The 15,270-nt window shown below is 68.8% G+C and carries 13 protein-coding genes; 4 read left to right on the top strand and 9 right to left on the bottom strand.

Annotated features, from left to right (window positions below):
• Positions 1-20: 20 nt before the first annotated feature.
• Positions 21-647: a TetR family transcriptional regulator gene (locus ACYVOK_RS10925; protein WP_460662206.1), complete on the bottom strand. Its 627-nt coding sequence runs from the start codon at positions 645-647 to the stop codon at positions 21-23.
• Positions 648-949: 302 nt separating this feature from the next.
• Here ACYVOK_RS10925 and ACYVOK_RS10920 point away from each other — a divergent pair, with 302 nt between their 5' ends.
• Positions 950-1,678 (top strand): hypothetical protein, encoded by a 729-nt coding sequence (locus tag ACYVOK_RS10920; protein WP_460662205.1) that lies wholly within the window; start codon positions 950-952, stop codon positions 1,676-1,678.
• Here the strand turns inward: ACYVOK_RS10920 and ACYVOK_RS10915 are convergent.
• The 4 genes from ACYVOK_RS10915 to ACYVOK_RS10900 all read right to left on the bottom strand — a co-directional run bounded on the left by ACYVOK_RS10915 (position 1,675) and on the right by ACYVOK_RS10900 (position 4,560).
• The gene (locus tag ACYVOK_RS10915) at positions 1,675-2,286 is read right to left on the bottom strand and encodes a CGNR zinc finger domain-containing protein (RefSeq protein ID WP_460662204.1); all 612 of its coding nucleotides are present in this window, start codon (positions 2,284-2,286) and stop codon (positions 1,675-1,677) included. The two genes, ACYVOK_RS10920 and ACYVOK_RS10915, sit on opposite strands and share 4 nt — an antisense overlap.
• Positions 2,287-2,302: 16 nt before the next feature.
• Positions 2,303-3,283 (bottom strand): SPFH domain-containing protein, encoded by a 981-nt coding sequence (locus ACYVOK_RS10910; protein WP_460662203.1) that lies wholly within the window; start codon positions 3,281-3,283, stop codon positions 2,303-2,305.
• On the bottom strand, positions 3,283-3,576 hold the full coding sequence (locus ACYVOK_RS10905) for a hypothetical protein (protein ID WP_460662202.1): 294 nt from the start codon (positions 3,574-3,576) through the stop codon (positions 3,283-3,285). The genes ACYVOK_RS10910 and ACYVOK_RS10905 overlap by 1 nt, the downstream gene beginning before the upstream one ends.
• 270 nt (positions 3,577-3,846) lie before the next feature.
• Positions 3,847-4,560, bottom strand: a complete 714-nt coding sequence (locus ACYVOK_RS10900; RefSeq protein WP_460662201.1) for a TetR/AcrR family transcriptional regulator — start codon at positions 4,558-4,560, stop codon at positions 3,847-3,849.
• A 109-nt stretch (positions 4,561-4,669) separates the two neighbouring features.
• Here ACYVOK_RS10900 and ACYVOK_RS10895 point away from each other — a divergent pair, with 109 nt between their 5' ends.
• On the top strand, positions 4,670-6,850 hold the full coding sequence (locus ACYVOK_RS10895) for an MMPL family transporter (protein ID WP_460662200.1): 2,181 nt from the start codon (positions 4,670-4,672) through the stop codon (positions 6,848-6,850).
• Here ACYVOK_RS10895 and pdxH read toward each other — a convergent pair.
• The 4 genes from pdxH to ACYVOK_RS10875 form a co-directional block, all read right to left on the bottom strand.
• A complete protein-coding gene (gene pdxH, locus ACYVOK_RS10890) occupies positions 6,799-7,440 on the bottom strand; it encodes a pyridoxamine 5'-phosphate oxidase (RefSeq protein WP_460662199.1) in 642 nt (213 codons plus the stop codon). The two genes, ACYVOK_RS10895 and pdxH, sit on opposite strands and share 52 nt — an antisense overlap.
• Positions 7,441-7,449: 9 nt before the next feature.
• Positions 7,450-9,411, bottom strand: a complete 1,962-nt coding sequence (locus ACYVOK_RS10885; protein ID WP_460662198.1) for a hypothetical protein — start codon at positions 9,409-9,411, stop codon at positions 7,450-7,452.
• Between the two features lie 127 nt (positions 9,412-9,538).
• Positions 9,539-10,672, bottom strand: a complete 1,134-nt coding sequence (locus ACYVOK_RS10880) for a citrate synthase 2 (RefSeq protein ID WP_460662197.1) — start codon at positions 10,670-10,672, stop codon at positions 9,539-9,541.
• A 229-nt stretch (positions 10,673-10,901) separates the two neighbouring features.
• Entirely contained in the window at positions 10,902-11,522 is a 621-nt protein-coding gene (locus ACYVOK_RS10875; protein ID WP_460662196.1) for a helix-turn-helix domain-containing protein, read from the bottom strand.
• A 384-nt stretch (positions 11,523-11,906) separates the two neighbouring features.
• On the opposite strand from ACYVOK_RS10875, the gene ACYVOK_RS10870 reads away from it, so the two are divergent.
• Together ACYVOK_RS10870 and serC are read left to right on the top strand one after the other, a co-directional pair.
• Positions 11,907-12,770, top strand: coding sequence for a phytanoyl-CoA dioxygenase family protein (locus tag ACYVOK_RS10870; RefSeq protein ID WP_460662195.1), 864 nt, complete (start codon positions 11,907-11,909; stop codon positions 12,768-12,770).
• Positions 12,771-13,429: 659 nt separating this feature from the next.
• The gene (gene serC / locus ACYVOK_RS10865; protein ID WP_460662194.1) at positions 13,430-14,554 is read left to right on the top strand and encodes a phosphoserine transaminase; all 1,125 of its coding nucleotides are present in this window, start codon (positions 13,430-13,432) and stop codon (positions 14,552-14,554) included.
• The last annotated feature ends 716 nt before the right edge of the window (positions 14,555-15,270 follow it).

Here is a 15,270-nt window from a genome sequence, read left to right as displayed (position 1 = left end):
GGTGATCGGCCGCCACCGGATCAGCTCCGCAATCCCCGGTCGAACGCGGCGACCAGGAACGCGATCAGGTTCTCGGCCAGCTTGCCGGGATCCTCGGCCTCCTCCAGCCCGGGTGCCCGCGACAGCGCCTGCGACTGGTGCAGGGCGAGCAGACCGAGCATGTTCACGTAGCCGAAGGCGACTGCCTCCGGTGTCGCATGCGGCAACGCCGCCTGCAGCGCGGCCAGGTACCGCGACTCGATCGGGTCGGACTCCGCCGCGTACAACTCGCGGATCCGCTGGCTCGGGTCGAAGGCGATCCGGCCGATGAACCGGGCCGCCACGGCACCGCGCTCGCCCCGGCGCAGGACCAGGTCCAGCCCGGGCTCGATGAACGCGCGGATCAGTTCCTCCGGCTCGGGGTTGCCGCGAGCCTCCAGCAGGTCCAGCCGGCGCCGGCGTTCGGCGTTGACCGGCGCCATCGCCCGCGCCACCGCCGCCCGCAGCAGCGCCTCCTTCGAACCGAAGTGGTAGTTCACCGCCGCGATGTTCGCCGCCGCCGCAACCGTGATGGCGCGCAGGGACGTCCCTTCGTAACCCCCCTCTCCGAACCGTTGCTCGGCGACGTTGAGCAACCTCTCCCGGGTCGATTCGACCGGTGTTTCCACAGAGTTCTCCTTCCCCCCGGCCACTGCTCGCTCAGGCACCCCACCTGCTCACTCGCCGTAGCCTGCAGTCAGCATAGTTCAAACGGTCGTTTGAACAGGAGTACTCAGCTCAGTTATCTCCGAGAATTCCTCAGATTTCTCTGAACCTCCTTCATTCCCCCGTGATCGGGACTCACACCTGTGTATTTTGCGGATGTCCGGGATGCGACCGCACGGCTCTTCCGGCTGCTGCTGTGAGCCAGATTCGGTCACTGTGGGTGGCAAAGCGAACCACTGACCGTGAACGGCTAGGGTCGAGGTCCATGAACGAGGCGGTGTGGATCGCGCGGCGGTTCCAGGGCCCGGAGAGATCCGGGAACGGCGGGTACGTCGCCGGCCGGGTCGGGACCGCCCTGGCCGGTGTGATCGACGGCGGCTTCGTGCCGCAGGTGACGTTGCGGATGCCCCCGCCGCTGGAGCGCGAGCTCGAACTCGTCGCGGAGACCGAGGGCGCCAGGCTGCTGGACGGGGAGTCCGTGGTCGCGACCGCCGTACCCGTCGAGTCCGGCTTCCTGGCCGATGCGACCATCGATCCGGTGTCGCCGGAGGATGCTCGCACGGCCGAGGCGTCGTACCGGGGACTCTCGAACCATCCGTTCCCGTCGTGCTTCGTGTGCGGGCCGGCGAACGAGGGCGGGCTGCGGCTGAAGCCGGGCCCGCTGGCGGGCGGGCGTACGGCGTGCACCTGGACGCCGGCCGCGGATCTCGCGACCGACGACGGCCTGGTCGACGCGGTCTTCCTCTGGGCGGCGCTCGACTGCCCGGGTGGATGGGCGATCGACCTGGAAGGCCGGCCGTCGGTGCTCGGCCAGCTCACGGCCTGCATCGACGCGCGCCCGCAGGTCGGCGAGGCCTGTGTCGCGCTCGGTCGCTACCTGGGCGAGGACGGCCGGAAGACGTTCACGGCGAGCACGTTGTACGACGCCGATGGCCGGGTGCTCGCCCGTGCCCGGCACACGTGGATCACCGTCGACCCGGCGCAGTTCAACTAGCGCGCACGGGCCGCGTGCGCCCGGACCTTTGCGCGGTTGCCGCAGGTCGCCATCGAACACCAGCGGCGACGACCACGCGGATCGAGGAACAGCCAGCCGCACGACTCCCCCGGGCACACCCGGACATGCGCCCGCGATGGCCCGGTCAACAGGTCGCCGGCGAGCAGTGCCAGCTGGTCGAGCGGCTGCGCCAAGTCCTCCGGCAGCTCCCACGACGCACCGTCGCCCGTGCGTAGGAGCTGCCGCCGCCCGGATGCTTTCTCGATCACCCGGGCCGCGGCTTCGAACGACTCATCCCTCGCCTGACCGGTCAAGACGTCGTACAGCTCGGCTCTGAACTCCAGTGCCGCATGCAGCCGTCGGGCCGCCTCGGTCGGCTTGCCGCTGGCCTGCTCGATCAGCCGGAACACGGTCGCCGGCGGCAGCAGGCCGACGTACGAGTTCCAGATCAGGAAGGCCTCGTACGACGTCAGCCACTCGGTTCTGGCCTGGTCACGCGTGGACCAGTCGGACCGGGTGTTGACGAAGTCGAGCACCGGGTCCGCGCCGACCGGCTTCGGCAGCACGACGCCCTGCACGAGCTCGAGGTGCGACGGCAGGGCGGACACGGATGCTCCTTCGGTCTCAGCGGGTCGGCTGGTTGTTCGGCTGGTTGGGTTGGGTGGTGGTCGGCACGGGGATGCTGACGTTGCCGTTCTGCGGGATCACCATGAACTGGATCTTGCCCGACTCGATCGCCGTCTTCAGCAGGTAGCCCTGCGCCCCGAGCATCGCAACCTGCTGCTTGACCGACTGCAGCTCGACGTTGACCTGCTGGTTCTTCTGCTCCTGCGTCGCCCTGGCCAGCTCGGCCCGCTGCTTGGCCTCCAGGCCGTCGATGATGCCCTTGTCCAGCGGCGTCGGCTTCTGGATGGTGAAGGACAACTCACCGCACGCGTTGTTCCCGGTGTACGACGGGCCGCAGAAGTAGTCACCACCGACGGCGGCCGGCAGCAGCCGGGTGAACTCCTCGGCGGCGGCCTTCTGGAAGGCGGACTTCTTCGCCTCGTTGTTGTAGAGCTCGGCCCAGGTGTAGTTGGTCGCGACCGCGGCCAGCGCCCGGTCGATCTGCGGCCGGAAGTAGGACTGCAGCATCTCGTTCCAGCCGCGCTCCTCGTACGCGTCGGTCTTCAGGCCGATCCGCTCGTGGAAGGACCTCAGCGTCTCCTCGGTCCGGTTCAGGGTGAAGTAGACCTGCACCCGGACGCCGAGCCGGACGTTGTCCTTGCTGACCACGGTGACCTCGTCGCCGCCGTCGGTGTCCGCTCCGGCGCCGCCGATGATGTAGGAGCGCTGGTCGGTCGGGTAGGCGTAGACGGTGTCACCCGGTCCGATCAGCTTGTTGGTCGAGCCAGGCGGGATGATCGACTTGAACTTCTTGTCCTCGACCACACCGCCGCCGTAGTGCAGGCCGATCTTGTTCGCGTCGGTGTCGGCGAAGTTGAAGATGTTGAACAGCACGACGATCGCGATCACGGCCAGGATCAGGCCGCCGATCACCTTCGCCTTGACGCCGCCGCTCCCCTTGGCCCGCACCGCAGCGGCGGCGTTCCCCAGCTTTGCCATCAGTCGTCGAGCTCCTTGCGTTCTACCAGTCGCCGTACGTCGGCGAGGGTCAGGTCTGCGGTGACCGCGACGTCCCGCGGCACCGACGGATGCGAGCTGAGCGTACGCAGGCCCTGCTCGGCAGCCGCGACCGCCCGTTCCAGCGCCCTGGCCTCGTGCAGCAGCGCCCGGTTCTCGGCGTGCAACTCGGCCAGCGCCCGCTCTGCCTGGGCGGCCCGGCGGTACGACGCCCACGCGAACCAGGCGGTTCCGGCCAGCAGGATGAGGAGCAGCGGACCTCCGACTCTGAACATGTCCCTTATGGGATCACGCTGTGGGTGAAAAACGGTTGAACGGGGGACCGTCGGCCAGTAGGTTCGCAGTACACGCGAAGGGAGGTGGTCCAACGCATGAATTGCTATCGGACTCGTGAGGTGGCGGCGGGCTGACCGCCAACCACTAGTTAGTGGGCATGTGGTCGGCCAATCCAACGCCAGCCACCGGGCCCGCGGGCAGTCAGGTCAGTCCGCCTGACCCAGAGTTCGGCCACCCGGTCGTGTTCTGGAAGCGCCCGCGGGCTTTTTCTATTCAGGCGCCGGGCAGTCCAGCCCGAGCGCTACCCCGATCTCGTAGAGCTGCGCCTCGAAGTACGCGCCGGCATCCTCCAGCGCCCAGTGCAACTGGCCGAACACCTCCATGCAGATCAGGCCGTACAACCTGGTCCAGTAGTTCAGCGCCAGGTAGATGGCGCCGGGCGGCATCCCGTCGAAGTACTCCGCCTTGCGGGACAGTTGCGCCACCAGCACCGGGCCGAGCTCCTGCTCGGACGGGTGCGGGAACGGCTTCTCGTGCCAGACCTGGGCGACCAGCGCCTTGAAGACGGCGGCGAACCGCATCGCCGCCTGGTGACCTGGCGTGTCCTCGTGCCCCTCGGCGTCCGGATCCGGGATCGCGGTGCCGAACAGCAGCCCGAACTCGGCCGGATGGGCCAGCGCCCAGTCGCGCAGGCCGTTCGCCAGCAGGTACAGCCGCGCTCCGAGATCCGGATCGGCGTCGTTGTCCTGCAACGCCATCAGCGCCGCGGTCAACTCGTCGTACAGGTCGGCGATCAGGGCGGTGACGAGCGCCTCGTGGCTGGGGAAGTAGCGGTACAGCGCGGGCGGGGTCAGGCCGAGCTCGCGGGCGACGGCACGCAGGCCGACCGCGCCCACGCCGCCGCTGACCAGCAGCCGCCGCGCGGCGGCCTTGATGTCGGCGAGCGTCGCGGCCCGCTGGCGATCACGCCGGCTCGGTTCCACAGTTCTCCCTTGACACGTCTCGGTACCCGATGTCTAGAGTTAACACCGTTAACAGTTAACGCTGTTCACTGAGGCCATCCGCTCAAATCTACGCCCTGGGGAGAGTTTCGTGTTCGAGACGCTCGGCCGATTCACGTACCGGCGCCGCCGCCTGGTCCTCGCCCTGACCGGAGTCTTCGTCGCGCTCGGGCTCGCCTGGGGCACCGGCGTGTTCGGCCCGCTGGCCAACGGCGGTTTCGACGCGCCGAACACCGAGGCCGCCGGCGCGGTCGCGACCATCGAGCAGAGCGTCGGCCGGACCGGGACCGACGTCGTCGTGCTGTACCGCAGCGCGGATCAGACGGTCGCCGACCCCGGCTTCCGGCAGTCCGTGGAGAGTCACCTGGCTGCCCTGCCCGCGCAGGACGTCACCAGCAGGCAAACGTACTGGAGCACCCGCTCCCCCGCTTTCGTGTCGAAGGATCAGCACAGCACGTACGCCGTACTGACGCTGGCCGGCGCGGATCCGGAGGCTCGGCTGGACACCTTCCACAAGATCTCCGACCAGTTGCGGGCCGGTCCGCCCGGCCTGGACGTCAAGGTGGGCGGCGAGGTCGCGGTCTTCGACGAGGTGAACACCCAGACCGAGCACGACATCGTGCGCGCGGAGACGATCTCGATGCCGATCGTGCTGGTGCTGCTGGTGATCGTCTTCGGCGGACTGGTCGCGGCCTCGCTGCCGCTCTTCGTCGGCGCGCTGGCGATCCTGGGGGCCTTCGTGCTGCTCCGCGGACTGTCGGCGGTGACGGACGTGTCGATCTTCTCGATCAACATCGTCACGATGATCGGGTTCGGGCTGGCGATCGACTACGCGCTGTTCATCGTCACCCGGTTCCGCGAAGAGCTTGCCAAGGGCAACGACGTGGAGACGGCGCTGGCGGTGACGATGGCGACGGCCGGCCGGACGGTGGCGTTCTCCGGGATCACCGTCGGCGTGGCGATCAGCAGCCTGGTGCTGTTCCCGGTGATGTTCCTGCGCTCGATGGCGTACGGCGGCGCGGCCGCGGTGGCGGTCGCGATGGTGGCGGCGTTGACTGCGCTGCCCGCGTTGCTCGCCGTACTCGGGCACCGGGTGAACAAGCTCCGCATCTTCAAGCCGCGCAAACCCGCCGCGGACCACGGCGCCTGGTATCGCCTCGGACACAGTGTGATGAGGCGGCCGGTGCGCTACGTCGTGGTCCTGGTTCCGCTGCTGCTGGTGCTCGGGATTCCCTTCCTGCAGGCGCAGTTGGGCGGAGTGGACCATCGGGCCTTGCCGGCAGGTGCGACCTCCCGGACGGTGACGGAGACGCTGCAGCGGGACTTCGCCGGAGCCGGCGGATCGGACATCGTCGTGGCCGTGCGGTTCTCCTCACCGCCGGCCGATCCCTCGGCGGTGCTGGCGCCGTACGTCGGCACTCTCGGGCAGATCGCGGACGTCGACAACGTGCGGATCGGTGGATACCAGGACGGCGTCGCCTCGGTGGTCGTCCACACGCACTTCACCGGGCAGGAGTTGCCGGCGCGCGAGGTCGTGCACGACGTCCGGGCGGTGCCGCCGCCGGCCGGGACCACGGTCGAGGTCGGCGGTGAGACGGCGGCTGTCATCGACCTGCTCGACGTACTCGCCGAACGGGCGCCGTGGATGGCCGGGTTCATCGTGCTGGTCACGTTCGTCCTGCTGTTCGTTGCCTTCGGCTCCTTCGTGCTGCCGGCCAAGGCGCTGGTGATGAACGTGCTGTCGCTGTCGGCCGCGTTCGGCGCCATGGTGTGGATCTTCCAGGACGGCAACCTGTCCGGAGTGCTCGACTTCACCCCGGCCGGGTTCCTCGACGCCACGAATCCGGTGCTGCTGTTCGCCGTACTGTTCGGGCTGTCGATGGACTACGAGGTGTTCCTGCTCAGCCGGATCCGGGAGGAGTACGACCGGACCGGCGACAACACGCAGGCCGTCGCTCTCGGGTTGCAGCGGACCGGCGGGATCATCACCAGTGCGGCCCTGCTGCTGATCATCGTGGTGGCCGCGTTCTCCACCTCGGGCATCGTCTTCGTCAAGATGATCGGCGTCGGGCTGGTGATCGCGATCGCGCTGGACGCGACGATCGTCCGGGCGCTGCTGGTGCCGGCGACGATGCGGCTGCTCGGCCGGTTGAACTGGTGGGCGCCGGCGCCGCTGGTGCGGTGGTGGGAACGGTTCGGGTTCCGGGAGACCTCGGATCCTCAGGGCTGGAGCCGGGAGAGCTCCCAGCCTTCCGAACTGGTGCGGCGGTAGGCCAGCCGGTCGTGGAGGCGGCCGATCCGGCCCTGCCAGAACTCGATCATGTGCGGGTGGACGAGATAGCCGCCCCAGAAGTACGGCGTGGAGATCTCCGTGCCCTCCGGCCATTGGCGCTCGTAGGAGGCGTACTGCAGGTCGAGTTCCTCACGGGAAGCGACCGGCTGGCTCTGCTGGGAGGCCCACGCGCCGAGTTGCGACTCGCGCGGCCGGCTGGCGAAATAGGCGTCGACCTCCTCCTGCGGGAGCTTGCTGACGGTGCCTTCGACGCGGACCTGGCGTTCCATCACGTGCCAGGGGAAGACGAGGGCACACTGCGGGTTCGCGGCCAGGTCGTCGGCCTTGCGGGACTGCTGATTCGTGTAGAAGACGAAGCCGCGGGCGTCGAGGCCTTTGAGCAGGACGGTCCGCGCGGATGGCCGGCCATCGCTGTCGGCTGTGGCCAGGACCATCGCATTGGGCTCGGCGAGACCGGCATCGGTCGCTTGTTCGAGCCAGATGCGGAACTGGACGATCGGATCGGGGTCAACCTGGCTCTCGAGCAGTTCACCGAGGCCGTAGATACGCCGCATCTCTGCTAGGTCCACGGTCCGAGCCTACTGACTCAGTCCTTTCCAGGAGCGGCCGAGTCGGGTACGGCGGAAGGCTTTCCAGACTCGGTTGGCTGCCAGTCGGCGTACGACAGGGTGACGGGCCAGGCGGACCCTGGTCGCTGGGCGGGCCTTGGGTGCTCTGGCCTTGGACGCTGGGGGTGTGGGGGTTGTCTCCTGCAGGCTTAGCTCTGCCTGCTGCTCTCGGTGGCTGCGGACGCCCGGCGGCAGGTGGCGGTTGACCTCGTCCAGGTGCTGGTCGAAGGTCGCCCGCCAGAGGGCTTGGCTAAGGGCGGCCTCGGCGGCGGCCGAACTGGCGCCCGCTGTGGAGGCCGCCCAGAGGGTGTTGAGTGCTTGCTGATCGAAGCCGTCGACGTCCCGGAGGAGTTCCTCGATGACGTCCCGATCGGGCGCGTCGGCAAGGCGGCGAACTCTCGGCCGGGCACCGGCACTGCGCACTGCCGGTTTGAAGAACGGCACGTCGGCCCACTCGGGGATCAGGCGACCGACCAGCTCCCGGTGGAGGGCGTTGCCGACGCGTTGGGCGGGGGCCAGCGCGAACGCCGACCGGACGAACGCGGGTACGAGCAGCGGTGACACGACCCCGCTCCGCTCACCCGTCGTACCCCAGCGGCGAAGTCGTTCGACCAGGTAGAAGTAGTCCAGCATGGTCGCGTCCTCGATGCCGCCGTGCACCGCGGTCCGCAGGACGCGATCGATCTGCTCCACGACGACCGCGCGGGCAGTCGAGCTCGGACCTGCGGTCGGAGTGAGCCGGGCCTGCAGACGGTTACCGAAAACATTCAGCTTGTCGTGCAGGGGTAGCGCGTCCAGCTCCAGTACGTCGCTGGGATAGAAGTGGCCGTGGGCAACTTCTCCGCCGGCTCCGCCGATCGCCAGGTGGGCGACGTTCGCGAGCGTGGCCGGTGGCGCGTGGAAGAGGTAGCTGGCCGGGCGGAGTCCTTCGGCGTACCGGTGCCAGCGGAGCGCGCGGCCGACCAGTGCCGGTGGTGTGGCCGGCTGGGCCGACTTCACCGACTTGACCGGCTGCCTCTTGGTGACCGCATGGTCGACGTTGAAGGGCAGTGCTTTGACGAGTTCCTCCGCTACTTCCAGTTCACCCGGCACCGCGTCGTAGCTGTTGAGTCTGAGGTCCACACCGGCCTTGAGGAACGCGGCCGCAACCACTCTGGAGTCGCGGCCACCGCTGAGGTCGACAGTCGGCCTGTCAGGCCACAAGCGGGCTACTGACCTCGCCACGTCCTGCAACGCTGCGGCGGTCTCCTCCACGGTGTCCGGGTCGTCGGTGGACCAGACACTGGTCGTCTCGATCCGACTGACCGTCTGCTTCCGTTGCCTGCCGTCGGCAACGATGTGTGTCGCCCCTGGAACGGCGAGCACACCGTCGTACGGCGTGCTGTCGTCCATGAACCAGCCACACGCCGCGGCAAAGCTCCAACCCCGCGGCGCCGCCGTGGCCGGCACTCCGGCGAAGAGCAGCGCGGCGACCGGTCTGTTGCTCCACACCCAGCCATCCGCCAGCCGTAGCTGGAAGAGCCGGCCCACGCCGATGGAGTCGGTGAAGAGATCCAACCGCTCCTGCTGCGGCTCCAGCACTGCCAGCGTGAACGGTGGCGCCAACTCGAGGAAGTCGGCCGGAGTACGCCGTACTGCGTCTGCCAGCCGGCCCGGGCCGTCGTACGGCGGTACGTCGCCGATCACGCGCTGGTAGCCGAGCGGTGCGTGGATGCTGGCCACACACAGGTCACCGGAGTCGTGCCATGAGGGCCAGAAGCAACCGGTGTCGTCTCTGTCCCAGACGTGCAGACCGACCGTGCTGCCGTCGTAGCCGTTGTGCTTGGCCTTCTGGTCCCAGAGGCCGTCGTAGTACGCCTCGACGCGTGCCGTGCCCGCAGCAGCCCTTGCCGCACCGTCGCGCTGGAAGGTGTAGGCGACCAGTGTTTCCATGCAGAGCCAGATGCAGGCCCCGCTAGGAAAGTTATCGCGGCAGCTGCTCGGGCGGCAGCTGCAGCCAGGGCAGACTCCGGCCGACAACCCCGCGGGCAGGAACAGGTTTGGCGGTCATGGCGAGACCCTAACCGCAGACGCGGTCACCCCCGGCCCAGGCGGGATTCCAGCCTTCGACGGAGGTGGCCGGGCGGGTGGCAGGGCCCGAGTAGATCGCCGACGGGCGGATCAGGCGGCCGGTGCGTTTCTGTTCGAGGACGTGGGCGCTCCAGCCGGCGGTGCGGGCGCAGGTGAACATCGAGGTGAACATCGGCGGCGGTACTTCGGCGAAGTCCAGCACGATGGCCGCCCAGAACTCGACGTTCGTCTCGAGCACACGGTCTGGGCGGCGTTCGCGGAGTTCGGCCAGCGCGGCCTGCTCCAGGGCCTCGGCTACTTCGTAACGGGGTGCAGCCAACTCGCGCGCCGTACGACGAAGCACACGGGCTCTCGGGTCCTCGGCACGGTAGACGCGGTGGCCGAAGCCCATGAGGCGGTCACCTGCGTCCAGGAGGCCTTTGACGTAGGCACGCGCGTCACCGCTGCGCTCCACGCCTTCGATCATCGTCAGCACGCGTGCGGGCGCTCCACCATGCAGCGGGCCGGACATCGCGCCAACCGCACCGGACAGGGCTGCTGCGACATCGGCGCCCGTAGAGGCGATCACGCGGGCGGTAAACGTGGAGGCGTTCATGCCGTGCTCGGCTGCTGAGGTCCAGTACGCGTCGACGGCCTTGACGTGCTTCGGGTCGGGCTCGCCGCGCCAGCGGATCATGAAACGCTCGGTGATGGTCTTCGCCTTGTCCACCTCGCGTTGCGGCACCATCGGTTGCCCGATGCCACGAGCTGCCTGCGCGACGTACGACAACGCCATCACCGCGGCGCGGGAGAGGTCCTCGCGGGCCTGGACGTCGTCGATGTCGTAGAGCGGCCGTAGACCCCAGGCGGGTGCGAGCATTGCCAGCGCGGACTGTACGTCGACCCGCACGTCACCGGTGTGGACCGGCAGCGGGAACGGCTCGGCCGGCGGCAGGCCGGGGGTGAAGGCACCGTCGACCAGGAGGCCCCAGACGTTCTCGAACGGCACGCGGCCGACCAGGTCCTCGATGTCCACGCCGCGATACCGCAGCGCCGAACCTTCCTTGTCCGGCTCGGCGATCTGCGTGTCGAACGCAACCACACCCTCCAGCCCGTGCTGCACCTCGGTCCTCGGATCTGACATGCGACTCCCTCGTCCTCGTGGTCAGAGCACCCGCCCACCAGTGGCCGGCGCGCTGCTAGGCGCCCAGGCAGCATAGTTCTCGCCGCCACCCCCCGGACAGACCTGTGACCAGCCCCGCACGTCGCCCCTCCCCCCGCCGACTCCCCACGGCCGGTCCACACCGTCGGCGCTGACAGCACCACGGCCTCGACGCGTTGAGTGTCGGACCCGGAGTGGGCGTTGCGGCGTGTCAGACGCGGGCTGTGCTGGGAGATCTGCCTGTGCGTTGCTTGTACTGGCGGCTGAAGTAGGGAACGTCGGTGTAGCCGAGTGCGGCGGCGACCTGGGTGACTGTCATACCGGTCTCGGTCAGCAACTGATCCGCACGATCGATCCGCGCCTGGATCAAGTACTGCGCCGGCGACATCCCCATCTGCGCAACGAACCGCCGAGTGAACTGCGCCCTCGACAACGCGGCCCGCCCCGCCATCTCCGCCACACTCCAGTCCCGCCCGGGATCCTGCCTAATCAAGCGGGCCACCTCGTCCACAGCCGTGTCGGTCCCACCCCGCCCTGGATTGTGTACGGCGTCCCAGATCATCCCCAGCAACTGCTCCAAACACAGCTCAGCCTGCCGCCTCCCCACCACATCCCCCCGCCGATACCCCGCATCACTGGCCCGCGCCAACACCCCCAACAGCTCCCGATCCAAAACCTCCCCCCACCGAGGCAAGGGCACCACCCCACCCGCTCCCACCTCCTCGGACTCGTGAGAGACAGAAGCTTCGACATCGGATGTTTTGGCGTCGAATGGCTTGCGTGGTTCGGGTGTGGATTGTTTGGTGTCGAAGGGTTTGACGTCGAAGTGCATGCCGAAGACCAGGAGGCGTCGTCTGGGGTCGTGGCCTGCTCTGGGCGCGTCACCTGGTGCGAAGACGGCGCAGACGCCGGGGTGCAACTCGCGCTCAGCGCCGTCCAGCTCGAGCCGGCCGCGGCCGTCCAGGACGCACCAGAGGAGGTGGTCGGGCAGCGGGCGGGACACCCAAGACCAGCTCGGCTCGCACCGCCAGAACGTCGGCGCCGACAGCAAGCGCAGCCTCAGAGGTTCACCGACCGCCATTCCGTGCGTCAAAAGTCCAACTCCTTGCGCGAATCGTCCGTGGCCTGATCCTCAATCAGCCTAGGAGAATTGCTACGGCAGGCACAGACCGCGAGGGCCTGACAGATTTGGCCGGAACTATCCCGGGAGTGGTGGATGAGCGTTTCGTACAAGGTCGAGGAGCAGGCCGCCGCGACGTACAAGGAAGAGTTCGACAGCACCGGGTACACGCTGGTGCGCGGGCTGTTCGGCGCAGACGAGGCCGACCGGCTACGGGACCACTACATGGACCTGCGCAAGCGTGGCTCGGCTCCGCACGACTTCGCCGGCCATACGAGCACCAGCCGGGATCCGCTGCGCAGGTACCCACGCATGGCGCAGATGCACCGCTGGGACGACACCTCGCTGCAATGGCTGATCGACCCGCGCATCAATGAGGTGATGACCGCGCTGCTCGGCAGGTCGCCGTACGCGGTCCAGACGATGCTGTACTTCAAGCCCCCGGGCTCCCGCGGGCAGGCGCTGCACCAGGACAACTTCTACCTGAAGGCGGAGCCCGGGACCTGCATTGCGGCGTGGATGGCGCTCGACCGGGTGGACAAGGCGAACGGCTGTCTCGAGGTCGTGCCCGGCAGCCACCGCTGGCCGATTCTCTGCACCGAGAAGGCCGACACCACGGTCAGCTTCACCGATATCACGGTCCCGCTGCCGGATCCGGACGCCGCCGTACCGATCGAGATGGAGCCCGGTGACGTGCTGTTCTTCCACGGCGCTCTGGTCCACGGCAGTGCGCCGAACGTCACCAAGGACCGTTTCCGCCGCGCCCTCATCGGCCACTACATCGAAGGCGAGGCGCAGCGGGTCGCGCAGTACTACCACCCCGCTCTCCGGATGGACGGCACCCCGCTGGAACTCGAGGTGGCCGAAGGCGGCGGCGCCTGCGGCGAATGGACCAACGGCCCCGACGGCCCGGTCGTCCAGATGACCGGCACCCACACCGTCACCCGCAAACACGAGTAACCCACCCACCGACCAGCCCGCCGGTGGGTCTCGCCAACCCACCCGACCCCCACCCCGGGTCTCACCAACCCAACCCCGCCCACCCGAGGTCGCACCAACCCACTGCGCGCCCACCGGGGTTCTCGCCAATCCCACCGAGGGCCAGCCAGGGGTCTCGACAACCTCGACCGCGCGCTCACCCGGGGTCGCACCATCCCACCCGACGCCCACCCGGGTCTCACAACCCCACCCGACGCCCACCCGGGGTCTCACCAACCCCGCTCAGCCACTACGGGTGGGGCTCGCTGAAACCCTGGGTGGCGTGGGGTGGGTTGGCGAGGCCCCGGGTGGGCGTTGGGTGGGCTGATCCGACGCCCGGTCGCCGTGGGTTGGCGAGGCCCCGGGTGAGCGCTCGGTGCGGTTGGTGAGACCTGCGGGCGGGGTTGGTTTGAGTTGGTGAGACCCGGGGGCGGGCGTCGCGTGGGTTGGCAAGACCCCAGGTGGGCGCGGGTGGGTAGGCGAGGCCGCGGGTGGGCGGGCCGTGGAGGTTGGGGAGGCTCTGGGTGGGATTGGGTGGGGTTGGTGAGACCCGGGAGTTGGGGTTGGATGGGGTGTGGGAAGATGGGGGGCGCTGACAGCGTCGTCGGCCTAGGGAATGCCAGACGACGAAGGGAACGCTGGTGACCAGCGACATTCAGATTCCTGCAGAGCTCAAGCCCGCCGACGGTCGTTTCGGGGCCGGTCCGTCCAAGGTGCGTCCGGAAGCCGTCGCGGCTCTCGCGACCGAAGGCGCCAAGCTGCTCGGTACGTCGCACCGCCAGGCGCCGGTCAAGAACCTCGTCGCGCGGGTGCAGCAGGGCGTGGCCGACCTGTTCCAGCTGCCCGACGGCTACCAGGTGGTGCTGGGCAACGGCGGGTCGACCGCGTTCTGGGACATCGCGACGTTCGGGCTGATCCGGGAGAAGAGCCAGCACCTGAGCTTCGGTGAGTTCTCCTCGAAGTTCGCCAAGGCCGCGCAACTCGCGCCGCACCTCGGCGAGCCCAGCATCGTGAAGTCCGACCCCGGTACACGTCCGGCCGCGGTCGCGGAGGCAGGCGTCGACCTGTACGCCTGGCCGCACAACGAGACCTCCACCGGTGTGATGGCGCCGGTGAAGCGGGTCGAGGGTGCCGACGAGGGCGCGCTGGTCGCGATCGACGCCACCTCGGGCGCCGGCGGTCTGCCGGTCGACATCAACGAGGTCGACGTCTACTACTTCGCGCCGCAAAAGTGCTTCGCCTCAGATGGCGGGCTGTGGATCGCGGTGATGAGCCCGGCCGCGCTGGCGCGCGTCGAGGAGATCAGCGCCTCCGGCCGGTGGATCCCGGCGTTCCTGGATCTGGCCACCGCGGTCGACAACTCGAGCAAGCACCAGACGTACAACACGCCGTCGCTGGCCACGCTGTTCCTGATGGCGGAGCAGACCGACTGGATCAACAACCAGGGCGGGCTGGAGTGGAGCGTCGCGCGGACGACCGACTCGAGCACCCGGCTGTACACGTGGGCCGAGAAGTCCGAGTACGCCACGCCGTACGTCGAGGACCCGGACGCGCGGTCGCTGGTGATCGGAACCATCGACCTGGACGACTCGATCGACGCCGCGGCGGTCGCGAAGACGCTGCGGGCCAACGGAATCGTCGACACGGAGCCGTACCGGAAGCTGGGACGCAATCAGCTGCGGGTCGCGATGTTCCCCGCGGTCGAGCCGGACGACGTCGAGAAGCTGACGCAGGCCATCGACTACGTAGTCGAGCGCCAGAAGTAGTCGCTGGGATTCCTTTCGCACAGCGAGCAGCCGCCGGCCCAGGTGTCGGGTCGGCGGCAAGCTCATCCGTACCGCGAACAGCCCCCGACCCGGGTGCTGGGTCACCGGCAAGCTCATGCGTACGGCGAACAACCCCCGGCCCGGGTGCTGAGTCGGCGGCAAGTCCAGTGGTACGGCGAACAGCCGCCGGCCCGGCCGCTTGGGTCACCGGCAGGTTCATCCGTGCGGCGATCAGCCCCCTGGGCCCGGGTGCTGGGTCACCGGCAAGTTCAGTGGTACGGCGAGCCGCCGCCGGACCCGGGTGCTGAGTCACCGGCAAGCTCATGCGTACGGCGAACAACCCCCGGGCCCGGGTGCTGAGTCGGCGGCAAGTCCAGTGGTACGGCGAACAGCCCCCGGCCCGGCCGCGTGGGTCACCGGCAGGTTCATCCATACGGCGAACAGCCCCCGGGCCCGGCCGCTTGGTCACCGGCAGGTTTATCCATACGGCGATCAGCCCCCCGGGCCCGGGTGCTGGGTCACCGGCAAGTTCAGTGGTACGGCGAGCCGCCGCCGGCCCGGCCGCTTGGGTCACGGGCAAGCTCATCCCTACGGCGAACAACAACCCCCGGCCCGGGTGCTGAGTCGGCGGCAAGTCCAGTGGTACGGCGAACAGCCGCCGGCCCGGCCGCTTGGGTCACCGGCAAGCTCATCCATACAGCGAACAGCCCACCCGG

The sequence above is a fragment of the Kribbella swartbergensis genome, from assembly GCF_054784135.1.
Note: the sequence above shows the minus strand (reverse complement) of the source record. Positions and strands in the feature narration are given on the sequence as shown.

Bases quoted from the DNA above. Each gene is read 5' to 3' on its own strand.
- ACYVOK_RS10875 (WP_460662196.1), bottom strand. From the start codon at position 11,522: ATGCACTTCGACGTCAAACCCTTCGACACCAAACAATCCACACCCGAA.
- ACYVOK_RS10885 (WP_460662198.1), bottom strand. From the start codon at position 9,411: ATGGAAACACTGGTCGCCTACACCTTCCAGCGCGACGGTGCGGCAAGG.
- ACYVOK_RS10910 (WP_460662203.1), bottom strand. From the start codon at position 3,283: ATGGCAAAGCTGGGGAACGCCGCCGCTGCGGTGCGGGCCAAGGGGAGC.
- ACYVOK_RS10905 (WP_460662202.1), bottom strand. From the start codon at position 3,576: ATGTTCAGAGTCGGAGGTCCGCTGCTCCTCATCCTGCTGGCCGGAACC.
- ACYVOK_RS10870 (WP_460662195.1), top strand. From the start codon at position 11,907: ATGAGCGTTTCGTACAAGGTCGAGGAGCAGGCCGCCGCGACGTACAAG.
- ACYVOK_RS10880 (WP_460662197.1), bottom strand. From the start codon at position 10,672: ATGTCAGATCCGAGGACCGAGGTGCAGCACGGGCTGGAGGGTGTGGTT.
- ACYVOK_RS10920 (WP_460662205.1), top strand. From the start codon at position 950: ATGAACGAGGCGGTGTGGATCGCGCGGCGGTTCCAGGGCCCGGAGAGA.